This window comes from Mammaliicoccus sp. H-M34 (genome assembly GCF_022386495.1).
GTDB lineage: Bacteria > Bacillota > Bacilli > Staphylococcales > Staphylococcaceae > Mammaliicoccus > Mammaliicoccus fleurettii.
Window position 1 is genome coordinate 1 of the sequence record NZ_JAJNIK010000008.1, and the last position, 23,853, is coordinate 23,853.

Annotated in this window: 21 protein-coding genes; 9 read left to right on the forward strand and 12 right to left on the reverse strand. The window is 33.2% G+C overall.

Annotated features, from left to right (window positions below):
• Positions 1-308: 308 nt before the first annotated feature.
• Positions 309-1,223, reverse strand: coding sequence for a DUF7916 family protein (locus LQ608_RS09875; RefSeq protein WP_239751661.1), 915 nt, complete (start codon positions 1,221-1,223; stop codon positions 309-311).
• Positions 1,224-1,299: 76 nt separating this feature from the next.
• Positions 1,300-2,841: a zinc ABC transporter substrate-binding lipoprotein AdcA gene (adcA, locus tag LQ608_RS09880; RefSeq protein ID WP_239751662.1), complete on the reverse strand. Its 1,542-nt coding sequence runs from the start codon at positions 2,839-2,841 to the stop codon at positions 1,300-1,302.
• A gap of 180 nt (positions 2,842-3,021) precedes the next feature.
• On the opposite strand from adcA, the gene LQ608_RS09885 reads away from it, so the two are divergent.
• Positions 3,022-3,963 (forward strand): nucleoside hydrolase, encoded by a 942-nt coding sequence (locus LQ608_RS09885; RefSeq protein WP_078358427.1) that lies wholly within the window; start codon positions 3,022-3,024, stop codon positions 3,961-3,963.
• 69 nt (positions 3,964-4,032) lie between these two features.
• Here the strand turns inward: LQ608_RS09885 and LQ608_RS09890 are convergent, their stop codons facing one another.
• The 4 genes from LQ608_RS09890 to LQ608_RS09905 all read right to left on the reverse strand — a co-directional run bounded on the left by LQ608_RS09890 (position 4,033) and on the right by LQ608_RS09905 (position 7,621).
• Positions 4,033-4,695, reverse strand: a complete 663-nt coding sequence (locus LQ608_RS09890) for an ABC transporter ATP-binding protein (protein WP_078358426.1) — start codon at positions 4,693-4,695, stop codon at positions 4,033-4,035.
• Between the two features lie 12 nt (positions 4,696-4,707).
• Positions 4,708-5,757, reverse strand: coding sequence for an ABC transporter permease (locus LQ608_RS09895; RefSeq protein WP_239751664.1), 1,050 nt, complete (start codon positions 5,755-5,757; stop codon positions 4,708-4,710).
• 555 nt (positions 5,758-6,312) lie between these two features.
• Positions 6,313-6,783, reverse strand: a complete 471-nt coding sequence (locus LQ608_RS09900) for a DUF3995 domain-containing protein (RefSeq protein ID WP_239751667.1) — start codon at positions 6,781-6,783, stop codon at positions 6,313-6,315.
• 22 nt (positions 6,784-6,805) lie between these two features.
• On the reverse strand, positions 6,806-7,621 hold the full coding sequence (locus LQ608_RS09905) for a metallophosphoesterase (RefSeq protein WP_239751790.1): 816 nt from the start codon (positions 7,619-7,621) through the stop codon (positions 6,806-6,808).
• 111 nt (positions 7,622-7,732) lie between these two features.
• Here LQ608_RS09905 and LQ608_RS09910 point away from each other — a divergent pair, with 111 nt between their 5' ends.
• From LQ608_RS09910 to LQ608_RS09925, 4 genes are all read left to right on the forward strand, one after another.
• Entirely contained in the window at positions 7,733-8,518 is a 786-nt protein-coding gene (locus LQ608_RS09910) for an arylamine N-acetyltransferase family protein (RefSeq protein WP_239751670.1), read from the forward strand.
• Between the two features lie 9 nt (positions 8,519-8,527).
• Entirely contained in the window at positions 8,528-8,971 is a 444-nt protein-coding gene (locus tag LQ608_RS09915; RefSeq protein ID WP_078358422.1) for a MarR family winged helix-turn-helix transcriptional regulator, read from the forward strand.
• Between the two features lie 176 nt (positions 8,972-9,147).
• On the forward strand, positions 9,148-10,134 hold the full coding sequence (locus LQ608_RS09920; RefSeq protein ID WP_239751674.1) for a zinc-binding dehydrogenase: 987 nt from the start codon (positions 9,148-9,150) through the stop codon (positions 10,132-10,134).
• A 308-nt stretch (positions 10,135-10,442) separates the two neighbouring features.
• Positions 10,443-11,852, forward strand: coding sequence for a DHA2 family efflux MFS transporter permease subunit (locus tag LQ608_RS09925; RefSeq protein WP_239751677.1), 1,410 nt, complete (start codon positions 10,443-10,445; stop codon positions 11,850-11,852).
• A gap of 576 nt (positions 11,853-12,428) precedes the next feature.
• Here LQ608_RS09925 and LQ608_RS09930 read toward each other — a convergent pair.
• Positions 12,429-13,847, reverse strand: a complete 1,419-nt coding sequence (locus LQ608_RS09930) for an MFS transporter (RefSeq protein WP_239751680.1) — start codon at positions 13,845-13,847, stop codon at positions 12,429-12,431.
• A 283-nt stretch (positions 13,848-14,130) separates the two neighbouring features.
• Here LQ608_RS09930 and merA point away from each other — a divergent pair, with 283 nt between their 5' ends.
• Positions 14,131-15,453, forward strand: coding sequence for a hypothiocyanous acid reductase MerA (gene merA / locus LQ608_RS09935; RefSeq protein WP_239751683.1), 1,323 nt, complete (start codon positions 14,131-14,133; stop codon positions 15,451-15,453).
• A gap of 426 nt (positions 15,454-15,879) precedes the next feature.
• Here merA and LQ608_RS09940 read toward each other — a convergent pair whose 3' ends face one another.
• Entirely contained in the window at positions 15,880-16,497 is a 618-nt protein-coding gene (locus LQ608_RS09940) for a TetR/AcrR family transcriptional regulator (protein WP_239751685.1), read from the reverse strand.
• 155 nt (positions 16,498-16,652) lie between these two features.
• Between LQ608_RS09940 and LQ608_RS09945 the strand changes: the two genes are divergently transcribed.
• Positions 16,653-17,936, forward strand: coding sequence for a YhgE/Pip domain-containing protein (locus tag LQ608_RS09945; protein ID WP_239751687.1), 1,284 nt, complete (start codon positions 16,653-16,655; stop codon positions 17,934-17,936).
• A 119-nt stretch (positions 17,937-18,055) separates the two neighbouring features.
• Here LQ608_RS09945 and mhqD read toward each other — a convergent pair whose 3' ends face one another.
• From mhqD to LQ608_RS09965, 4 genes are all read right to left on the reverse strand, one after another.
• A complete protein-coding gene (mhqD, locus tag LQ608_RS09950) occupies positions 18,056-18,646 on the reverse strand; it encodes a methylhydroquinone degradation carboxylesterase MhqD (RefSeq protein WP_078358530.1) in 591 nt (196 codons plus the stop codon).
• Positions 18,647-18,663: 17 nt separating this feature from the next.
• The gene (locus LQ608_RS09955; RefSeq protein WP_218703022.1) at positions 18,664-19,272 is read right to left on the reverse strand and encodes a flavin reductase family protein; all 609 of its coding nucleotides are present in this window, start codon (positions 19,270-19,272) and stop codon (positions 18,664-18,666) included.
• Between the two features lie 26 nt (positions 19,273-19,298).
• Positions 19,299-20,258, reverse strand: coding sequence for a ring-cleaving dioxygenase MhqE (gene mhqE / locus LQ608_RS09960; protein WP_239751689.1), 960 nt, complete (start codon positions 20,256-20,258; stop codon positions 19,299-19,301).
• An 84-nt stretch (positions 20,259-20,342) separates the two neighbouring features.
• Positions 20,343-20,774: a MarR family winged helix-turn-helix transcriptional regulator gene (locus tag LQ608_RS09965; protein WP_239751692.1), complete on the reverse strand. Its 432-nt coding sequence runs from the start codon at positions 20,772-20,774 to the stop codon at positions 20,343-20,345.
• A gap of 857 nt (positions 20,775-21,631) precedes the next feature.
• Here LQ608_RS09965 and LQ608_RS09970 point away from each other — a divergent pair.
• Both LQ608_RS09970 and LQ608_RS09975 read left to right on the forward strand, forming a co-directional pair.
• On the forward strand, positions 21,632-22,528 hold the full coding sequence (locus tag LQ608_RS09970; protein ID WP_239751693.1) for a PLP-dependent cysteine synthase family protein: 897 nt from the start codon (positions 21,632-21,634) through the stop codon (positions 22,526-22,528).
• A 1-nt stretch (position 22,529) separates the two neighbouring features.
• Positions 22,530-23,672, forward strand: coding sequence for an aminotransferase class I/II-fold pyridoxal phosphate-dependent enzyme (locus LQ608_RS09975; RefSeq protein ID WP_239751695.1), 1,143 nt, complete (start codon positions 22,530-22,532; stop codon positions 23,670-23,672).
• Positions 23,673-23,853 lie beyond the last annotated feature (181 nt).

Consider the following 23,853-nt stretch of genomic DNA (forward strand, 5'->3'; position numbering starts at 1 on the left):
TTTATGGGGTTTCGGGTCGCTAAATTTTTTTATCGGCCTGTATTTTGCGTTTTCGGGTCGCTAATTTTATTTATCGGCCTGTATTTTGCGTTTCTGGACCGATAATTTTTTTTATCGGTCCGTATTTCTCGTTTCTGGACCGGTAATTTTTTTTATAGATCCATATTTTGCGTTTCTGGACCGGTAATTTTTTTTATCGGTCCGTATTTCTCGTTTCTGGACCGGTAATTTTTTTTATCGGTCCAGAAAGTACATATCTTTCAATAAATGAAAAAAATCCAACTGCCTCTGCAGTTGGATTTTTCATATTATCTATTTATAGATCTTGATATTCTAGATACTGTATGTCGCTGACCTCTTATGGCTTTACTCAGTGCATATATATTTTCAACTGGTGCTAAGCCGCCATAACCTGCATCACCAATATGTTGTATATCCACACCAAGTGTTTTATTTTTAATTGCGATTTCTCTTATTGTAGCTTCATCTGACCCTTCTTGTGATGTTCCGATCGCGCTCATTACGAGGGCACCACTACGATGTGCTACTTGAACTGCCTCACGCACTTCGTCTTCACTTACACCCCAGACAGTTCCTACAGCAGGTACTAATATGATATCTGCACCAGCTTCTACAAATTGTTTAATTGCCTCTAAATTAACGACTGGCTCATCTACACCTGAACCATGCATTTTTCCTGCAATAATTAATCCATCAAAATGTGTTTTCCCAATTTTAACCGCTTCTAAAATATGTTCGTTTGTTACACCAGTTGCTGGATTACCAGTTAAACATACAAAATCAAAGCCTAATTTTTTAGCTTGTTCAAAAGTTTCTTTTGTCGCTTTTCTACCAGAAGAAATATCTAGTTTCACTTCGGCCATTTTTGCTTTATCGTCAACTGGTTCCAAGTTAACCCCGATTGGTCTACCTACAAGATGTTTCAAATCTTGAACAGCATTTCCAGTCCCTTTATATTCTTCATTATATAACCCTTGTATATCTGGTTCTATAACATCTAAAGCATTCAACAGTATCATATCTGCTCCGAAAGCAGATGCCATTTCCGCATTTGTAATATCTTGTACTAAAGCTGGCATATGTACAACAACATTTTCACTCAATACTGTTCTGCCTTCACTCGCTTTAATACTTTGCTTTAATTCTTCTGTAGAAAATCCCGAAATATCTGAAGCATTTGCACTAATTAATCGTTTAACCAAATTCTTCACCCCTTTTATTTATATACAAGGTAAAGATATAGATATATCAAATCAAAGTCAAATAAACGATAATTTTTTAATGTGCCAGCATTTCTTCTTTTATTTCATCTTTAGAAAGTTTTGAAGGGAAATATGTTGGCCAGTTGTCTAACTCTTTAAGTACTTTATCTTTGTCTTCTCCAGCAAATATATGGAAATGAGCCGCTTTTTTAGGATAAATATTATGATCGCTAAATTGTACATATTTTGGTAAATCCTCGCTTGATTCGCCTTTTAATTTAAAGCTATATCTCACGCCTCTATTACCTTTTTCATACTTAAGAATGTCATGTCCATCATATTCGTATTCTCCAGTTGTTGTGTGGCCATTTTTAGTGAAACTGATCTTGTTGTCTGCTATTTTTATGTTTTCTATATCTGTTTTATAACCTTTATCGTAGTATTCTTTAAATTCTTTTGCTGACATGTCACCATCTTCAGCTTTATGTTCAAATACTTCGTCAAGGGTGCCGTCTTTTAAATATGGATAAACGGATTGCCAGTCTCCTTCATAATCTGAAAGTTCACGGTCTTTAACTTGCTTGTCTTTAAAATATCCTTGTTCAATTGCTTTATCATGTGCTGAATCTTTTTTATCATCGTTAGTTTTAATTTTATCGTTTAATGATTTTTCGATGCTTTTAATATTTTCTTTCATCAGTTTCTGATAAGAAAGGTCTTTTTCATTTAATTGTTCTTTCGTTAATGATTCCATATTGCTAAATGAAAGTGGCTTAGCATCTGTTTCTTTTCTAATCGTGTCAGTTATTTTAGATGAAATATTGTTTTCATAAAGAATATATTTTGCATCTGTGTCTTTAATTTCTTTTACGATTTTAGTTAATTCTTTTTGAGAAGGATCTTCTGCATTCATACTTTGGACACCTTTTTGAACAAATCCATAACGATTCGCTAAATATCCAATAGACTCATGTGAAATAAATACTGTATGACCTTGGTGACCTTTCGTAATATCTTTCATTTCTTTATCAATATCAGTTAAATCTTTATTTAATTTCTTAAAGTTTTTCTCATAATATTTTTTATTATCAGGGTCTTTTTTAACTAATTCATCTTTAATACCTTTAATCATTTCTTGGTTAAGTTTAGGGTCTAACCAAACGTGTGGGTCATATCCACCGTGATGATGTCCTTCATGTTCGTGAACATGGTCATGTTCTTCTTCATCACCATGTTCATGTTGATCAGTTAATAATGCTGATTGATCGATACTATTTTGAAGAGATAGTTTTTTATCATCTTTTTTAATAGTTGATGCTATTTTCTTAGCTACAGCATCTAAATCGTCACCAGTATATACAAATAAATCCGCTTTACTAGCATTTAAAATATCTTTTTGAGTTGGTTCATAACTATGTAAATCTGTACCTGCTGGATAAATTGATTCAACTTCTACGTGTTTGCCACCAATCTGTTCTATGAAAGATTTTAGTGGGTAAACTGTCGTTTTAACCTTTAATTTATCTGAATCATTATCTTTGTTGCCAGTTTGGCTACACGCGGCCAATACCATTGTAAGAACAAAGACAATTGATAGTATTCCTGTCCATTTTTTCATCTTGTACACTCCTTTTATAAATAGTAACGGTTACGATTTAAAATTATATACTCTAATTTATTAAAAGACAAGACTTATTTTTAATTAGCCTATATTATTCTATAACGCGTTTATTTTGTTAACATGAAACCGCTTTAGTATAATAAATTAGAAGAACTTATTAAAAAAGGACGTGGTTGAATGGTACAAAATAGAAAAATCATCATGGATTGTGATCCAGGTCACGACGATGCGATTGCATTAATAATAGCTGGTGCCAAGTCAAGCTCATTAGATATATTAGCTGTTACAACAGTTGCAGGAAATCAATCAGTTGATAAAAATACAAGAAATGCATTAAATGTGTTAGATATTATGAATCGAGGGGATATACCTGTTTCAACAGGAGCTGATAGACCTTTAATCAAGGAAGCAGCATTTGCAGAAAGTATTCATGGAGAAAGTGGTTTAGATGGTCCTCAATTACCGAAAGTGCCAAATTTAAAAGAAACAAACGAACATGGCGTAAACGTTATAATTGATCAAGTATTGCAAAGTAATGAACCTATTACTTTAGTAGCAACAGGTCCACTAACAAATATTGCAATGGCACTGATTCAAGAACCTAAAATAGCAGACAATATACAAGAAATTGTTATTATGGGTGGTGGTACATTCGGAAATTGGACACCAACTGCAGAATTTAATATTTGGGTAGATGCAGAATCCGCTAAAAAAGTATTTAAAAGTGGCATTCCAGTTGTAGTCTTTGGTTTAGATGTAACGCACCAGTTATTAGCAGACGATGCTGTAATCAATCGCTTTAACAAAATAGATAATAAAGTATCAGATTTTGTCGTGGAATTATTGAAATTCTTCAAATCAACATATAAAGAACAATTCGATATGGATGGCGGTCCTATTCATGACGCTTGTACAATATTATATTTATTAAATCCAGAAATATTTACATTACAAAACACATATATCCAAATCGAAACAGATAGTGCGTTAACATATGGAACAATGTCAGTTGATTTGAATAATACGTATCAAAAAGAACCTAATGCAAAATTCGCTACAGAAGTAGATGTTGATTTAGCATGGGACATTATGGAACAAGCATTACGAAGCTATCAATAATCATATATATAAAAAGCAGTAGAAGATGCAAAGACAATAAACTTGTCCAACATTCTTCCACTGCTTTTATTATTGTTCTTTTAATTCTCCATCGACCATTTTAAAGACTTTATCACAATATGTTGTTAATCTTTGGTCATGTGTCACAATAATACATAATTTATTAAGTTCTTTAGTTTCTTTTTTTAATATTTCCATTACTTCTATTGCATTTTCCGTATCTAATGAAGCTGTTGGTTCATCTGCGAGTATAATTGAAGGATTGGTATATAACGCTTTTGCAATGGCTACTCTTTGTTTTTGTCCACCTGATATTTCATTTGGTAATTGCGTTAATATGTTATCTAGTCCAAGTTGTTTTAATAGCCTTGAATGCTCTTCTTTATTCATCACATCTTTTTTTACTTTTTTAAGTAACTCAAATTGTTGTTGTACAGTTAGAAAAGGGATTAAATTGCTAGTTTGTAATATAAAACCGATTTCTTTTAATCTCAGTTTAGAAAGTTGCTTTTCATTAAATTGATTAATTTCTTGTCCATTTAAAGATATCATACCTTCTGATGGTAATTGTAATGCGCCAGCCATCGTTAAAAGTGTACTCTTTCCAGAACCTGATGGACCAATAATAGCTACGAGCTCGCCTTTTTCTAAATTAAAATTTGTCGCTTTTACAGCTTCAATTGTTCTATTACCGTCTTTAAATGATTTACTTACATTTTCAAATGTTAACATGACAAGCTCCTCCTAACCTATTACCTTCAGTGGTTCTACTTTTCTAATACTTAATACCGAGAATAAACTTCCTAAAATTGCTACTAATATTAATACAATTCCGTATATAGACATCGTTAAATAATCAAATTTAATCGGCACTGCTTCAGGTAAAAAGGCACCCGTTAACACTGTTAAGCCAAAGCCTATCAATGTACCTATTAAAGCAATAATAATTGTTTGACTCATAACCGATCTTGCTAAAAAGCCATTCGTTAATCCTTGTGCTTTTAATACGCCAAATAAGTTTCTCTTTTGTAATGTAATTATGTACAAGAAAATACCTATAACCATTGCGGATATAGCAAATAGAAAGACAATCATAAATGTTAACGTTAAATTCTGAGCTTGATAACCAGGTAATTTAGTAACAAAATCTTCTATTTCAATCACTTCTAAATCTTTATTTAATTGAGCATCTTTCCAATTTTTATCTTTAACTACAAGTGCATTGATTTTATCCCCTTTAAGCATGGGATTTAATTTGCTAATTGTTTCATCATTCGTAAACAATACAGGTGATGCATTAAATTTAGAACTTTCTGAGAATCCTACTATTTTTAATTTCTCATCACTATTCGAAAGTGATAATTCATCTCTTATTTTGAAACCTTTTGTCTTCAAAGTATGATCTGCTACTACTTCATTATTTTTCTTGAAAAGTTTTCCATCTTCTAGCTTAGGCATAAGGAAACCTTTAGCATCAATTCCAAATACAGTAGCATTTTCTTTTAATTTCCCATCAGTTGCGATAACAGCTGTTTGTTTTAAACCTTCACTTTTATCAAATTTTCCATTGATATCGTCAGTATTAACAGAAGATTGCGCAACCGTTTGATTGGCATCTTTATTTAAGACAATTGCATCTGCCTTCCAAATATCAATCGCTTCCCTATTCATATTCATCAAGCCATTTGCCAGCCCAGATAATAAGAACAGCAGGTAGCTAATCATAATCAGAACGCCAATAATAAGCCCGAACTTTATCTTATTTCTTCTCATTTCATTCCAAGCTAAGAACATATATCCATTCCTTTCTATAAGACAATAACCAACTGATTTTAGTCTTGATAATTATAGCACTATAAAAAAATTAAATAAAACACCCTCAATCCGAAAAAATCCAGATTGAGGGTGCTAGTACGTATAATTAAGATATTGTAGTTTGCTGTTTTGCGACCCGAATCGCACGATATCTTTGGAGTCTTCGTGCGTTTTGACCCGATTTAACCTGAATCGCACGATATCTCTGAAGTCTTCGTGCGTTTTTGCCCGATTTCACCCGAATCGCACGATATCTCGAAAGTCTTCGTGCGTTTTTGCCCGATTTGTGCCGAATCGCACGATATCTTTGGAGTCTTCGTGCGTTTTTGCCGGATTTGCCTCGAATCGCACGATATCTCTGGAGTCTTCGTGCGTTTTTGACGAATTTGACCCGAATCGCACGATATCTCTGAAGTCTTCGTGCGTTTTAACCCGATTTCACCTGAATCGCACGATATCTCGAAAGTCTTCGTGCGTTTTGACCGGATTTGATTTGCCAATATGATCCTAGTTCAAACTATCTGACTAACCGCTTCATACAACATTATTCCTTTTGCTCATTTTTAGCATCTTCACATATCCAAACAATCCTATTCCCCATAATAAGAACAATGGGTCCCAGACGAATGCTTGTCCAAATGCTGTGTAATAGTTATGAATTTCTATTATTTTAAACATTTTTAGCCAACCTATTAATGTATTTAAACCGCCATACAATATAAGTACAACACTACCGACTAAAGATACGTAATATATTCTTTTATCGAAATGATTTGTTAAGGTCAATGGCATGATCGTTGCTAAAAATTTAACTACCGCAACGATTAATAAGGCTATATTTATCCAAATTCCGTAATTTGCACTTAATGTAAATACCCAAGTACCTACTGTTGTTAACCCTGCTTCTCCACCAAATCCCCAATATAACGAGAACAGTGAATGTACAATTCCTGCTATGACAAATAATGATATATACTTTTTCATCTTATCACCTATTTTAATCATTTATATTCTTTGAAGTATGTTTTTATATTTCAATAATTTGTATAGTATGCTTCATCTCTGTTTCCAAATCTTGTGTTCTCCACTCTCTTTGATATCCTAAACATGGACATATATACTGAACGCCACTTTCTTCTATTATACTTCGAAAATGAACGTGCCCCATAATACTAAACTTGATTGGATATGTTTCATAAAATTGGTCAAAATCAGAAGTGCCTATAAACGCATTAAAATAATCAAATATTCTGTGTGGCATTGGTACTGCAAATCTTTTGTGTGTAACGATATGCGTCATCAAAATAATATTTTTATCTTTTACTTGTTCTAAATCATTTTTAACAGAGGTTGCTGCTAACTTAGACATTTCTAGATCAGACTTTCCCCAATCTATATGTTCTTTATCTAACCACGTTGAGCCATAATATTTTCTTCGTTCTAATCTTTCTAGACTAAACTTTTCATGGTCTGCAAAGCTATAATCATACCAACCACTATGACCTACAATTGCCCAATCATCATTGATAATATATGGATTACCAATAATACTCTCAGGTTGCGACTTATAATGTTCAAAAATTTCATAAGAAGATTTATCATCTTTTTCGCTTTTCCAATAATCATGATTACCAGGGATAAACAAGACATCTATATTTGAATGGTGTTTTACATTTTGAACAAATTGAACCGTTTGTAAATAATGATTTGAAACATCTCCCGCAATGAGTAACATATCCAAATTCAGACGTTTAATTTCGTTCGTTAAAATGTATTCAAAATCTTGCGGATAATAATCTTTACTTCTATCTATATGCAAATCTGAAATAGCACCAATTCTCATATGCATTACCTAGCTTTCTATAATGTAACCGTATAATATCAATTTTATATTAACATATTCTATGCATATATCCCTTATAATAGAATTGACAAATTTAATGGAGGTACTACTTTGGATATTCAACAATTTGAAAATTATTTAAAAATAGATACTAATAAGTTTAATAAAATAAATCTCGAAAGTTTAAACCATTATATTAAAAGATTTATGTACACCGTTCCCTTTGAAAATATAAGCGTACAGAATGAAACACCTATTTCTGTAGATACTAATGATTTATTCAACAAAATTGTCCATCAACACCGTGGTGGCTTTTGTTATGAAATGAACACCCTATTTCAACATTATTTAACAGAAAAAGGCTTTGAATTAGATCGAATATCAGGTACAGTCCATACACCAGACAATAGTTGGAGTAGAGATGGTTCACATATGACTACACTCGTTCATTTAGATAAATCTTATATAGCCGATGTCGGGTTTGGAGATTTACCAACCGAAGCTATCCCTATTTCAAGTCAAGATGACGTGCATATTATTAATGACACTAATGGAAATTATTGTGCCATTTCAGATGATTCTGGCGTTATACATCTTCAAAAACAAATAGCTCAGAACCATTGGCGTACTTCATACAAGACAAATGATATACCTAGAGAATGGGACTTTTTCATTGAGCATTTAGACTTTAACGAACATAATCCAAATTCTATATTTGTTCAAAAGTTAATTATTACAATCCCTAAACAATATGGTAGAGTAAGTATGTCTAACGAACATTTAACAATCACAACCCAAAATGATAAACAAAAAGAAGCTGTTACACACGATAATTATAAAATTCTATTAAAAAAATATTTTGGAATAGATGAGAAGATCACTATATTAGAAAGTTGAGGAACAAATTTGATATCTAATAATGAATTACAAGACTTAGATTTATTTGATGTATTGAGTGAACGCCATGGCATAGTCCGTACACATATCGAAAAAATGTGGAATGACACACACGACATACACATCTCTAGTTCAGAATGGTACATTATGGCTAAAATATATAAACATAAACGAAACATAGCTTACATCACTCAACATGTAACAATATCAAGACAAGCCGTACACAAATTCGTAAAACAATTAAACCAAAAAGGACTCATCGATATTCAAGACGTAGACGGTAATAAAAAAGAAAAATCCATCCAACTAACAGCGCTCGGCGAATCATGCTTCTTAGAAAGTAAACAACACAAAAAAATAATAGAAGAGCAGCTCAACACAGCAATTGGCAAAGAAAATGTAGATAAATTAAGAGACATATTGAAGATGGATTGGGATATAGAGAATTCTTAAGCCTAGTATTTGCAGAAGCTAAAAAGACGGCAGCTTATATAAATGACTATATTATTGTTTCAAATGTCTACTTAGTTACCTAAAAGTGCCTACTTCTTAATATTTTTATTTGGTGCTACGATAATTATGAACTTACTAATTCACAAGGTGATTATTAAATTGGAGGGAATTAATTTATGAAAGCATGGTTAATAGAATCAGCCGGAGACATAGATAAAATGTTTTGGGGTGATATCCCAGATGTTCATGCTGAAAATGGACAAATCGTAATTAAAGTAATGAGTACAGCACTTAATCCTGTTGATTATCAGGTAATTGAGTCTTCTGGAAACAAAAATTGGTCTTACCCTCACTACGCTGGCGTTGACGTAGCTGGAGTAGTTACTGAAGTTGGCGATAACGTTACAAATTTTAAAATTGGTGATGCTATTGCTTGTCACATGGATTTAAATAAAAAAGGAAGCTTCACAGAATACACAGCTGTGGACGCTAATACTGCAGCTAAAATACCTGAAAATGTTTCTTTTGATCAAGCAGCTGCAATATTGTGTGCGGGTTTAACTGCATACCAAACTATTTATCAAAAATTAAATACTTTTCAAAAGAAAAATATATTGATTCATGGTGGAGCTGGCGGAGTTGGCAGTTTCGCTATTCAACTGGCGAAAGAATTAGGTTTAAAAGTCATAACTACTGCTTCACAGAATAATCATGCTTGGTTAAAAGAACTAGGTGCAGATGTAGTAATTGATTATAAAACTGAAAGTGTTACAGAACGCATTAAAGAAGAAACAGATGGAAATGGTGTAGATTTAATATTTAATACTATAAGTAAAGATGAAGCGACAAAAGATTTAGATAGATTAGCTTTTTCAGGACAACTAGCATATATCGCAGGTGCACCTGACTTAACTAATGTCAAACCATTTTCTCTTTCGCCTTCTATACATGAAGTTGCATTAGGAGCAGCTTATTCAGCAGGTACGTTAAAAGCTAAACAAAACTTATCTTTCATGACTAATGAAATGTTACAAAAAGTTGCACAAGGTTCTCTTGATCCAATGGTTAGTAAAATACTTTCAAAAGAAGATTTACCTGCTGGTTTAAAAGAATTAAAAAAACGTCATGTTAGAGGGAAAATAATCGTTAATATGCAATCATAAAAGTTTACTTTAATAAATAATTTTAACAGGCTGGGACAAATTAATTGTCTCAGCCTGTTATGATATTGGCAGTTAATGACTAGATTGGTAATGAACTTATATTAAACATTTTATTTTCGTAAACTTGGTTGACAATATACGCGTTATTCTGCTAAAGTAAGTAAGTTGTTATTTTTGAAAACAAGTGTTACAGAAATATATACAAATACTAATATCACTATGCTTTTGCTAGTTGCATATGCTCTCAGCAAAATATTAATACACAACAATTGTGTATTCACTAGTAAAAGGAGATTAAAGATTTTATTATGATAGCAGAAGTACAAGTCAAAAATCCAAAAACGATGGCCCTAATATTAATGTTAGGTGCTTTTATTGGTTTATTTGGAGAAACAGCTTTAAATATGGGTTTAACGAACGTAATGCAAGATTTTGATATAAATGCACCAACTGCTCAATGGTTAACGACTGGTTATTTATTAGTCCTTGCTATACTCGTACCAATCTCAGCCTACTTAACACGTTGGTTTACAACGAGACAACTTGTATTAGGTGGATTTATTATTTCATTTATTGGTACTTTATTTGCAGCATTTTCACCAGTATTTGCCGTATTAATGCTTGGTCGTGTGATACAAGCTGTAGGAACGGGTATTATCTTACCTGTTATGATGACAGTTATGCTTAACATTTTTCCAATAAACAAACGTGGTGTTGTTATGGGAATTATGGGATTAGTCATTACTTTAGCACCAGCTATTGGTCCAACTTTATCAGGCATAATTATTACAACATTAAGTTGGCATTTCATTTTTTGGTTTAGCGCAATATTTTATGTTATTTTAGCAATCATTGCATTCATTAACATAAGCAATGTATCTGAAATCACGAAACCAAAAATTGACTTTATCTCAATTGCTTTATCAACAATCAGTTTCGCAGGTTTAATATATGCTTTAAGTACAATGGCAGAAATATCTATCACTTCTCCAATTGTATGGTTACCATTACTTATAGCTATAATAGCTTTAATTCTGTTCAGTACACGACAAACGAAAATGAAAGAACCGATGATAAATTTAACAGTATTTAAACACCCGATGTTTACGTTAGGTATTATTATGATTTTCTTATTAATGCTCGTTATTTTATCAACAGCCATTTTATTACCTATTTATTTAAAAGGAAGTTTACTATTATCAGCAGCATTAGCAGGTCTAGTGTTATTACCAGGTAATGCTACAAACTTCGCATTATCACCAGTAATAGGATCACTATTCGATAAATACGGTGCAAAATACTTTGGTATAGCTGGATTTTTAGCAATACTAATTGCAAGTGTAGGATTTACAATCGTCATTTCAGCAACAACACCCGTTTGGATCATTCTATGTTTGTTCATCGTATTATTTATAGGCGTAACATTGGTTATGATGCCAGCACAAACAAACGGCTTAAATCAACTTCCACCTCAGTTATATGCAGATGGATCAGCAGCAATGAACACATTAATGCAAGTAGCAGGTTCAGCCGGTACAGCATTAGCAATTACACTATACACAATCGGCCAACAACAAGTCACTGGAGGATCTAGTGATTTAGGCGAACGAGAAATCATCGCACACGGAGTAAAATTTGTATTTTACTTTATAAGTGTCGTAGGTGCATTAGGACTTATCACATCATTATTTGTGAAAAAGCCAGATTTCAGTAAATAAATGTTAAGAGCTGGGACAAATAAATTGTCCCAGCTCTTTTTTGTATGGAGGAAGTGGGGCTGGTGGTTGGGTCCGGGTGCGGGCTTGGTTGCGGGGCTTGGGTGCGGGGTTTGGTAGGTCGTGTGCTAACTGGCAGAATTCTGGATTATGCTCCTTAGAAAGCTCTAACTAGCAGAATTCTGAATTGTGCTCCTTAGATTGCGCTAACTGGCAGAATTCTGAATTGTGCTCCTTAGAATGTTCTTACTGGCAAAATTCTGAATTGTGCTCCTTAGATACTAACTCTTACGGACATTTCTCAGAATTATGTCCCTTACACTACCTCTTACGGACATTTCTCGGAATTTTGTCCCTTACACTACCTCTTACGGACATTTCTCAGAATTATGTCCCTTAGCACCACTCTTACGGACATTTCTCGGAATTATGTCCCTTACAACACCTCTTACGGACATTTCTCAGAATTATGTCCCTAACACTCCTTCAAACTTAGCGCCACCACACACTAAAAAACACCAATCTGTTAATCGTAATTAACGGATTGGTGTTCTATTTCTAAGTATGACCTTCTATATCTTAGTCTACTTTTACTTTATTGTCTTGTAGTTCTTGCTCGTTCCACCATAATGCATCTTCTGGATTTTTCACGACTTTTTCAAATTCTTTTTCAGATGATACTGTCGGATATGATCCTTTTAATGCTTTTCCTGATGTTGTCTCAAATAGTACTAGTATTGTTATAAATCCTATAATACTTACAGCTGTTAAATAATATGCTGGTGCTAATGGATTTTGTGTTGCATGTACTAACCATGTTGAAACTAACGGTGTTGTACCACCAAATATTGAAACAGACACATTAAATGTAACGGCTAATGTACGGTAACGAACGTCTGTATAGAATATGCTTGGTAATAAACTTGGCATTGCGCCTTCATATGTTGATAAGAAGAATCCAAGTATGAATATACCTAATGATACGAACATTAATTGGTTAAGTCCCATTAAATAGAATGCTAATAATGAAAATGCTGTTAAACCAAATGTTCCTAGTAGTACAACTTTTTTGTTGCCTACTTTGTCACTTAAGCGTCCGAAGAAGAATGCTAGTGGTACCATTACGACCATTACACTTGTAATTAATACTGTACTTACTGTAGAAGAAATACCAATTACTTCATCTAAATATGATGGCATATATGACAGTAGCATATAATTTGTAATATTAAAGAATGCTACTGTGATAAAGCATACGAAAATGTCTTTTTTATGATTTTGAATAATTGAACCGAATGATTCTGGTTTTTCTTCATTATCTGATATTTCATTTTCAAAAATTGGTGTTTCGTCTAAGTTTCTTCTTAAGTATAAACCTACTAAACCAAGTGGTGCTCCTAAAATAAATGGAATTCTCCAACCCCATGCTTGCATTTGTGCATCTGATAATCCAATAAATAAACCACTAGCTAATAATGATGCGAGTATGTATCCTGCTAGAGTACCTATTTCTAAGCCACTACCTAAGACGCTTCTTCTGTTATCTGGAGAAGATTCAGCAATATATACCATTGCTCCAGCGTACTCTCCACCTGTTGAGAAGCCTTGAATAATTCTAGCGATTAATAATAGTACTGGCGCCCAAATACCAATTTGATCGTATGTTGGTAATAGACCAATTAATAAAGTTGAAGCTGCCATTAAAACAATCGTTGTGGTGAGGACTGTTTTTCTACCGAGTTTGTCCCCTATTCGACCAAATATAATACCACCGAGTGGTCTCATTAGAAATGCAATCGCAAATGTAGCGAAAGTAAATACTAATTTCAATTCATCATTTTCAACAGATGTGAAGAAATTTTTACTGATGATAATTGCTAAATAAGAATAAAGACCAAAGTCAAACCATTCCATAGCATTACCAATACCTGTTGCATAAACACTTTTCTTAGTTTGTTTCATATCTACAACATTGATTTTATTTTTGTTGAATTTCATGTTTTAGTAAACTCCCTTTCAATATAGTTATGTATATTAACAGATTGAAAAATTAAAACAACTGTAATAATACACATTTGTATAAGATCATCACTTGTGAAAAGTACCACAAACATACAAGCTTATTAGCCTCATAAGTGGTCAACCAATTTTGTAAAATTTCTCTTTTTTCTTGAATTTTTCGAAAAAATTCTTCTCAACACACAGTGCAAGAAAATAGTCAGACACTTAAAATTGGATTATAATGGTAATAACAATTTATCTATAAATGGAGGTTAAATTCATGAAACATTATGATACTTTAATCATTGGTTTTGGGAAAGCTGGTAAAACACTGGCTAAATTTTTAGCGGGACAAGGTCAACAAATTGCAGTTGTTGAACAAGATTCTAATATGTACGGAGGTACTTGTATTAACGTAGGTTGTATACCTAGTAAAACTTTATTACATGAAGGTACTGAGCATCATTCATTTTCAGAAGCGATGAATCGTAAAAAAGATGTTGTATCTGCTTTAAACAAGAAGAATTTCAATAATCTTGATTCAGATGGCAACATTGATGTATATACGTATAAAGCTCAATTCAAAGACAATGAAACAGTTATTCTTATAGATAAAAATGATAAAACTGTTGAAACTATTCAAGCGACTAATATTATAATTAATACTGGTAATCGTTCAAATATACCAGACATTAAAGGAATTAAATCTACTGAAAATATTTATGATTCTAAAGGCATAATGTCACTAGATAACTTACCAGAAGAACTTGTAATAGTTGGAGCTGGGTATATTGCCTTAGAGTTCGCGACTATTTTTACAAATCTAGGTAGTAAAGTAAAAGTGATTAATAACAATAAACACGTATTAGTTACTGAAGATAAAGATGTAGCATCTAAAATATATGAAGAGTTTATAAATAGTGGCATTGAATTTATAGACGAAGCTGAAGTTACAGAATTTTCAACTGAAGATAATCGTCCAGTTGTACACACATCCCAAGGTAAAGTTGTAGGAGATGCAGTATTACTTGCTACTGGTCGTGTTCCAAATACAGATCTTGCTTTAGAAAACACTGATATAGAGCTTGGAGATCATGGTGAAATTAAAGTAAATAAATACTTACAAACTACAGTAGACCATATATATGCAGTTGGTGATGTTAAAGGCGACGCACAGTTCACTTATATTTCTCTAGATGATTACCGAATTGTAAAAGATCATTTAACAGGTGACAAACAACGTACTACTGAAAATAGAGGACACGTTCCATACACAGTATTTTTAGACCCACCACTTTCACGTATTGGATATACAGCAAGTAAAGCTAAAAAAGAAGGCTATAATATTAAAGAAGGACAACTTGAAGTTAAAAACATTCCACGCCATAAAGTGAATAATGACGATAGAGGATTATTTAAAGTAGTAGTAGACGCAGATACTAATCTGATATTAGGTGCTAGTTTATATGGTAAAGAATCAGAAGAAATTATTAATTTGATTAAACTTGCGATGGACCAAGAAGTACCATATACAACATTAAGAGATAATATATACACACACCCTACAATGGTAGAATCATTTAACGATTTATTTAATATATAGAATATTGGAAAGAAGCTGAGACAATTAATTTGTCTCAGCTTCTTATTTGTTGGAAGTCTATTTTGCTAGTCGGGCGAGTGTTGCAATGTTCGGACGCTCTATGTTGCTAGTCGACCCCGTCTTGCAATATTCAGACGTTCTATGTTGCTAGTCTGACCTGTCTTTCAATGTTCAGTTGCTCTATGTTGCTAGTCGACCCTGTCTTGCAATGTTCAGACGCTCTATGTTGCTAGTCGACCCTGTCTTGCAATGTTCAGACGCCCTATGTTGCTTGTCGACCCTGTCTTGCAATGTTCAGCCTCTCTATTTATCATGTTGGCCCAGTCTTGATAAATTCACGGGCCCTATTTATCATGTCTGCCCCGTCTTGCAATATTCACCCATCCTATTTATCATGTTGTGCCAATCTTGATAAATTCGGACACTCTATTTCTCCCTTTTTTCATCTACTAATCGTTTCATTATGGATAATGGTCCGGTTGAAGCAATTGTTGAAATATATTGTACAAATTCATCTATCGAGACTTGTTCATGGTCTGAGACCCAATATTTTATCATCGACATCATAGACCCGATTACATAACTTAAATAATAATTGACTGGTATACCAAAGACATCTTCTTTATTTCCTATTAAATGCATTAGGTTACTTCTCACTATGTCCGCTATTTGTTCTTCAATCTTACTTTTTCTCTCTAAATTAAATATAATTTGATAAAATTCTAGATATTCACTTATATGCCTAACGACATTTTTTATAATTTTTTCTGAAAAGTCTTCGATAAAGGTTTCAGCATTTTGATTATTTATATCTAATTTTCTAAAATCTGCAAAGCTTTTTATTTTTTCAATTTGTTCGTCTTCCATTTCTTCAAGCAGCGCATATTTATCTTCATAATTTAAGTAAAATGTCCCTCTATTTACATCAGCTAAATCTGAAATTTGTTGTATTGTAATATTTTCGATATTTTTTTCTTTTAATAACTGTATAAAAGCATTTTTAATAGCTTTTTTACTTTTTCTAACTCGACGATCTTCTGCCATAATTTTAAAATCTCCTTTTTTAATGAACATATATTAAAGTTTTGTTCATTAATAGACGTATTGTTCTTAATTGACCATTGTGTATATGTTGAATTCCATTATAATAAACAATGTTATTAATAATCAACACCATGTTCATTAAAAGGAGATAAATTATGAATATTTTTAAAAAGAAATTATTTTGGCTAACACCTATTATTGCAATCACGATTCTTTTACTTTTAGCAATCGCATTTATTCCAGCATACAATCCAGAACCTAAATCCGTACCAATTGCGATTGTAAATCAAGATAAAGGTACAACCATGCAAGATAAGAAATTGAATATCGGAGAATCTTTTTCTGAAAAAATTAAAGACAATAAAGATCTTTCTGAAAAAGTGGAATGGATAGCAGTCGATAATAAAAAAGATTTAGAACAAGGTTTTAAAGACAATAAATATTACGGCGCATTAATTTTAGATAAGAATTTTTCAAAAGATTCAATGAGTAAAGTACAAAAAACTGTTCAAGATGCAAAAATGAAAGAAATGACAGACAAAATTAAAAGTGGTGAAATCCCACCAGAACAAGCTAAAAAAATGCAAAATCAAAGCAAAGTTGAGCCTGTAAAAGTTAAGCAAGGGCAAGTTGAAATCATTGTGAACGAAGGTGCAAGTATGCAAGGATCACAATTAGCTACAACTATGCTTACAACAATTGGTGACCAACTTAACACACAAATCTCTGAACAAAGCATACAAACTTTAGAAAAAATGAAAGTAGACGTTGCACCTTCTGACATTCAAGGGATAACAAATCCTGTAAAAGTTGATAAAAATAATATAAACAAAGTAAAATCACATCAAGGAAATGGAAATATGCCATTCCTCATGTTCACACCAGTTTGGCTAGCATCATTAGTTGGATCTGTGTTACTATTCTTCTCATTTAGAACGAGTAATAGTATTACAGTGAAAAATCGCATAATTGCTTCATTAGGACAATTAGGCGTTGCCATTGCCACAGCATTAGTTGGTGGATTCGGATATATTTATTTCTTAAACGGTATACTAGACGTAACGATTGATCATCCTAATCGAATCGCACTATATATATCCATAGCAATATTGTCATTCATTAGTTTAATACTTGGATTTATGACATGGCTAGGTATAAAAGTAGTACCATTATTTATGGTGTTGTTATTCTTTAGTATGCAACTCATAATGCTACCTAAACAAATGTTACCTCAATTCTATCAAGATTATATGATAGGTTGGAATCCATTTAGACATTACGCAGACACTTTAAGAGAACTATTGTATTTAAATCATAGTATAGAACTTAATAGCACAATGTGGATGTACATCGGATTTATTATCTTCGGAGGCATATCCACAATCTCAGCAGCAATCATAAGAAAGCACAATCCAAAAAGAACGGAAGTACCATCTTAATAAAAATAAAAAGACCACTCCCAATCCGATAAACTTACTTTCGGATGAGAGGGTCTTTTTTTATTTTGTATAGTTTATTAAAGGGGGGAGGTCTTAGGGTTAGTCTTACAATTTCCTAACTATAATATTTCGCGTGCTGCTAATACCGCTTCTTGAGTGAGTTCATGGCTATTTACCCACGTTTCACTTACTGTTGCGTTACGTTCTTTAAATATTTGTATTACGCGTTCGCTTTGTTCTTTTGTTACGATTGGGTCTCTTTCACCCATTGATAAAAAGACATTAAAGTCTGACAGGTCTTTATTGTTATTTTGTAAATCTACTGGATATAATGGTGCGAATAGTAATGCTTTTTTGAAAGGTGTTTCTTCTCTTAAAATAATGTTGATTGCGATATTTGATCCGTTTGAAAAGCCTACTGGTATAACGTCTTCTAAGTTAAATTCATATTCTTTTGCAGATTCTTCTATAAATTGATATAGTTCTTTCCCTCTATATTCTAAATCTTCTACGTCATATTCACCTTCAGCTAATCTTCTAAAATATCTTGCCATACCGTTTTCAGATACTTCACCTTTAACACTTAATACACTATAAGTAGGGTCTAACATTTCTGCTAATGGTAATAAATCTCTTTCGTCTCCGCCTGTACCGTGCAATAACAAGAATACTGGCTTACCTTGGTCACCTTGTTTAAATATATGATTCATTCTTTTCATCTCCATCCTTATTGTGGTCTTTCGATTGTAAATGTTTTACCGATTTCAGCATAATCATTGCCTGCAAGTCTGCTTACTGCGCCTAATTCATCTTTAATAATATAACCATTATCATAAATCGCTTCATCGAAATGATAATATTTTATTTCTAAAAGTAGTAAGTCTGATACAGGTTGATCACCATTTTTAATGACGACATCTTCTTTTAATACAGCTTCAAATCGTACTTTACTTTGTTTTAAACCTGGAACTGAAACTTCAACAGAATTTACAGTTTCAAATTCAGTGCGATCCATTTCACTTTCATCCGGACCTAATAACGCTGCAGTTTGGTTCGCATCTTCTACATTATCTGTATCAACGATATGCACAACCGCTTCTTTATTCTGTAAAATATTACGTGCTGTATCTTTCGGTTCACCGTTCACTCTTTGTACTGCTATAGACAATATTGGAGGGTTCGAAGATACAATGTTGAAAAAGCTAAATGGTGCTATATTCAACAATCCACTGTCAGATTGTGTTGTAACAAGTGCTATCGGTCGTGGAATGACAGAACCAATTAATAATTTATAATTTTCTTTTTGTGTGAGTTCTTCAGGTCGTAACTTCTTCATTAGAACCTCTCCTTTTAATGTCATTATTATTTTCTGCTAGTATCAAATGGTTTAACTTCAGATTCAATGAAGTCACGTTTTGCTTCTAAGAATGGTGGTAATGCTAGACTTTCACCTAATGTTTCATAAGGTTCGTCTCCCATAAATCCTGGTCCATCTGTAGAAACTTCTATTAATATATGTCCAATTCTTGCATATAAAGCTTCAAAATAGAAACGATCAACATTACCTGAGTTACCAATACGCAATTCATTATATTTTTCTTCCCATGCTTTAATTGCATCATGGTCTTTCAATCTGAATGATACGTGGTGAACTTCTCCGTAACCTTGTCTTGCTTCTGTACTTTGGTCATCTTTTCTTAAAATAACTTGACCACCGTTACCGCCTTCTCCAACTTCAAGAAGTGTTACATCATCTTCTTCAATAATTGGTGTCATACCGAAGACTTGTTTCATTACAGATTTAAAGTCATCATAATAACTTACTGTAATTTCAATTGGGCCTAAACCATAGATTGCTTTATCTTCAGGTACTGGACCATTTTTCCAAGGAATACCTGGTTTAACACCTTTATTTAATTCGTCAGAAATTAATTGGTATCTTTGTCCATCTTCTTCTTCAAAAGGTAATACTTTTTTACCGAATAAATCTTGTATACCGTCATGTTTTACGCCAAATTCTTCAAAACGATTCAAGTAATATTCTAGCGCTGCATCATTAGGTACTCTGAATGCTGCACGGCTAATTGAGTTTGTACCTCTGCTACCTTGAGGGTTATTTGGAAAATCAAAGAATGTCATGTCTGTTCCTGGTGAACCTTGATCATCTGCGAAAAATGTATGATACGTATAGATATCATCTTGGTTTACTGTTTTCTTAACTAAACGCATACCTAAAATTTCTGTGAAAAATTTATAGTTTCTTTCTGCATCATTTGTCATTGCTGTTACGTGGTGGATTCCTAAAAGTTCATTGTTATTCATTATAAATTCCTTCTCTCTTTTATTTTTATATTTGATTTTATTTCGATTTCGAAATAATTTGATGTAAAAAATTATGCGCTACTCCTACTCTGTAGAAAATGCGCTTATCTTTTTAAGTGCTCTGCGAAATATAGCAAGTTCTTCGTTATCTAATATAGAGAATGCTTTCTCTATCGTTTCAGCATGTTGTGGAAAAATCTGTTCCATGAGCGCATGCCCTTTTTCAGTAAGTACAGCATACGTAATACGTTTATCTTCAGTATCTTGACGACGCGTTACATAAGCTTTCTTAACTAATTGATCAATAACATAAGTTGTACTACTACTTGCTATTAGAATACGTTGTTTAACCTTTTGAATAGGCTGATCACCTTTATGATACAAAAGTTCCATCACAGCAAATTCAGTAATATTCAAACCATAGTTCTTCATATCTTGCTTCACAATACGGTCTAACGTGTCATTCGTACGCTTTATACCTACTAAAGCTTTTAATGATTCCTCTGTTCGGTCCATGTCATCACCTACCTGTATATTATTTCGATTTCGAGATAATTATATCGCGGCTAAAAATAAAAGTCAACAGTTTTTAGTATAAAAATTATACTTATTTGAAAATATGGTGATATCGGGATATTTTGGGGGCTCTATTTAGCTTGTTGTGCGAGTCTTGATAAATTCACGGGCTCTATTTATCATGTTGGACCTGTCTTGATAAATTCACGGACTCTATTTATCATGTTGGACCTGTCTTGATAAATTCACGGGCTCTATTTATCATGTTGTGCCAGTCTTGATAAATTCACGGACTCTATTTATCATGTTGTGCGAGTCTTGATAAATTCATGGGCTCTATTTATCATGTTGGACCTGTCTTGATAAATTCAAGGGCTCTATTTATCATGTTGTGCCAGTCTTGATAAATTCAAGGGCTCTATTTATCATGTTGGACCTGTCTTGATAAATTCTCGGACTCTATTTATCATGTTGGACCTGTCTTGATAAATTCTCGGACTCTATTTATCATGTTGGACCTGTCTTGCAATATTCAACCGCTCTATGTTGCTAGTCTGACCTGTCTTGCAATGTTCAGCCGCTCTATGTTGCTAGTCGGGCCAGTCTTGCAATGTTCAGACGTTCTATGTTGCTAGTCGGCCCTGTCTTGCAATGTTCAGACGCTCTATGTTGCTAGTCGTGCATGTCTTGCAATGTTCAGACGTTCTATGTTGCTAGTCGACCCTGTCTTGCAATGTTCAGACGCTCTATTTTTTCAATATTCTAATAAATTTAATTTATTTGCTTTTTAAAAACTAATCACATATAATCCTTATTGAAATACTATGCTTTATAATAATTAATATTGGGGTAATGGGATGAAGGCTTTTGATTTAATTGGAAATACACCGCTCGTACTATTAGAGCATTATAGTACTGACAAAGTAAAAATATATGCCAAACTAGAAAGTTATAACATAGGCGGAAGCATCAAAGATAGATTGGCTAAGCATTTAATTGAACAAGCAATTGCTCAAGGTGAACTTAAATCTGGGGATACAATAGTAGAAGCTACTGCAGGTAATACTGGTATTGGACTTTCTATTGTAGCTAATCATTACAATATCAACTGTGTTATCTACGCACCTGAAGGATTTTCTGAAGAAAAAATGAGTATAATGAAAGCTTTAGGTGCTGATGTTAGAAGAACACCTCGTTCTGAAGGCATGATTGGTGCTCAACAATATGCTAAGAAATTCGCTCAAGATCATAATGCTTATTACATTAATCAATTTGGAAACAAAGAAAATCCACAAGCTTATGTAAATACATTAGCATCAGAAATACTTGAACAATGTCCTGACATCAATTACTTTGTTGCTGGTGCTGGTTCAGGAGGTACTTTTGCAGGAACCGCTTCAGTAATGAAACAACATGATGTCCATAATATCATTGTAGAACCTGAAGGCAGCATTCTAGCTGGTGGAGATGAACATTCTCATGATACTGAAGGCATTGGTGTTGAAAAGTGGCCGATTTTTCTAGATCGTTCATTAATTCATGACATTAAAGTCATTAGTGACCTAGATGCATTTAACAATGTGTCTGGACTTGCATTAAATGAAGGTATTCTTGCTGGTAGCTCATCCGGCGCAGCACTGGAAGCCGCAATACAAGTTTCCAAAGAAATAGAACAAGGACATATCGTTGTTGTCTTCCCAGATAGTAGCGATCGTTATATGTCTAAAAATATATTTAACTACGGAGGAAAATAAAATGAATAAAAAAACTTTACTTATACATGGTGGAAAAACAACTGACGCATATACTGGAGCTGTAACAACACCAATATATCAAACGAGTACATACGAACAAGATGCTATTGGTGAATTAAGACAAGGATATGAATATTCTAGAACTGCTAACCCTACTCGTACAGCATTAGAAACTTTAATTGCTGATTTAGAACATGGTACGAATGGTTATGCATTTGGCTCAGGAATGGCAGCTATATCTGCTGTTATTATGTTATTAGATAAAGGTGACCACATTTTAATAAACTCAGATGTTTACGGTGGTACTTACCGTGCCTTAACTAAAGTGTTCACACGCTTTGGCATTTCTTTTGATTTTATCAATACAACTAACATCGAAAATATCGAATCTTCTATTAAAGAAGAAACTAAAATGTTATTCGTAGAAACACCTTCAAATCCTTTATTACAAGTTACGGATATTAAAGCAGCAAGCAAAGTTGCTAAAAAGCATAACATCTTAACTGTTGTTGATAATACATTTATGACACCTTATTATCAAAATCCTTTAGATTTAGGAGCAGATATCGTACTTCATTCTGCAACAAAATATTTAGGCGGTCATAGTGATGTTGTTTCAGGACTCGTTGTTACTGCAAATGAAAGTCTTGGAGAAAGAATTGGATTCATCCAGAACTCTACTGGAGGTATACTTGGACCACAAGATAGCTACTTATTAACACGAGGAATTAAAACACTAGGTTTAAGACTAGAACAAATTAACCGTAACGTTAAAGAAGTTGTTGAATTATTGAAAAATCACGACAATGTTGTTAAAACTATCCACCCATTAAACGAAGACCATGTTAACCGTGATGTACATTTTGAACAAGCATCAGGGTATCCAGGTATCATTTCTTTTGAAGTAGCAGACGTAGAAAAAGCAAAAGAAGTTATAAAACATACAAAACTATTCACTTTAGCAGAAAGTTTAGGTGCAGTAGAAAGCTTGATTTCAGTACCAAGTTTAATGACGCATGCATCCATACCAGCTGAAATTAGACATAAAGAAGGCATCGCAGACGGTATGATCAGACTATCTATAGGAATAGAAGATACAGAAGACTTAGTAGCAGACTTAAATAACTCATTAAATCAAATATAGAATGTAGAACCCTAGGACGCGTATTGATAAGATACGCGCCCTAGGGTTTTTTTTAGGAATTATAATGGAATAGTGGGTATCAATTGGCGTGCTATTTATCATGTTGGACCAGTCTTGATAAATTCACGGGCTCTATTTATCATGTTTGTCTCGACTAGCAACATTCGGCCGCCCTATTTAT

Bases quoted from the DNA above. Each gene is read 5' to 3' on its own strand.
- adcA (WP_239751662.1), bottom strand. From the start codon at position 2,841: ATGAAAAAATGGACAGGAATACTATCAATTGTCTTTGTTCTTACAATG.
- LQ608_RS09885 (WP_078358427.1), top strand. From the start codon at position 3,022: ATGGTACAAAATAGAAAAATCATCATGGATTGTGATCCAGGTCACGAC.
- LQ608_RS09890 (WP_078358426.1), bottom strand. From the start codon at position 4,695: ATGTTAACATTTGAAAATGTAAGTAAATCATTTAAAGACGGTAATAGA.
- LQ608_RS09895 (WP_239751664.1), bottom strand. From the start codon at position 5,757: ATGTTCTTAGCTTGGAATGAAATGAGAAGAAATAAGATAAAGTTCGGG.
- LQ608_RS09900 (WP_239751667.1), bottom strand. From the start codon at position 6,783: ATGATTAAAATAGGTGATAAGATGAAAAAGTATATATCATTATTTGTC.
- LQ608_RS09905 (WP_239751790.1), bottom strand. From the start codon at position 7,621: ATGAGAATTGGTGCTATTTCAGATTTGCATATAGATAGAAGTAAAGAT.
- LQ608_RS09920 (WP_239751674.1), top strand. From the start codon at position 9,148: ATGAAAGCATGGTTAATAGAATCAGCCGGAGACATAGATAAAATGTTT.
- LQ608_RS09925 (WP_239751677.1), top strand. From the start codon at position 10,443: ATGATAGCAGAAGTACAAGTCAAAAATCCAAAAACGATGGCCCTAATA.
- LQ608_RS09930 (WP_239751680.1), bottom strand. From the start codon at position 13,847: ATGAAATTCAACAAAAATAAAATCAATGTTGTAGATATGAAACAAACT.
- merA (WP_239751683.1), top strand. From the start codon at position 14,131: ATGAAACATTATGATACTTTAATCATTGGTTTTGGGAAAGCTGGTAAA.
- LQ608_RS09940 (WP_239751685.1), bottom strand. From the start codon at position 16,497: ATGGCAGAAGATCGTCGAGTTAGAAAAAGTAAAAAAGCTATTAAAAAT.
- LQ608_RS09945 (WP_239751687.1), top strand. From the start codon at position 16,653: ATGAATATTTTTAAAAAGAAATTATTTTGGCTAACACCTATTATTGCA.
- mhqD (WP_078358530.1), bottom strand. From the start codon at position 18,646: ATGAATCATATATTTAAACAAGGTGACCAAGGTAAGCCAGTATTCTTG.
- LQ608_RS09955 (WP_218703022.1), bottom strand. From the start codon at position 19,272: ATGAAGAAGTTACGACCTGAAGAACTCACACAAAAAGAAAATTATAAA.
- mhqE (WP_239751689.1), bottom strand. From the start codon at position 20,258: ATGAATAACAATGAACTTTTAGGAATCCACCACGTAACAGCAATGACA.
- LQ608_RS09965 (WP_239751692.1), bottom strand. From the start codon at position 20,774: ATGGACCGAACAGAGGAATCATTAAAAGCTTTAGTAGGTATAAAGCGT.
- LQ608_RS09970 (WP_239751693.1), top strand. From the start codon at position 21,632: ATGAAGGCTTTTGATTTAATTGGAAATACACCGCTCGTACTATTAGAG.
- LQ608_RS09975 (WP_239751695.1), top strand. From the start codon at position 22,530: ATGAATAAAAAAACTTTACTTATACATGGTGGAAAAACAACTGACGCA.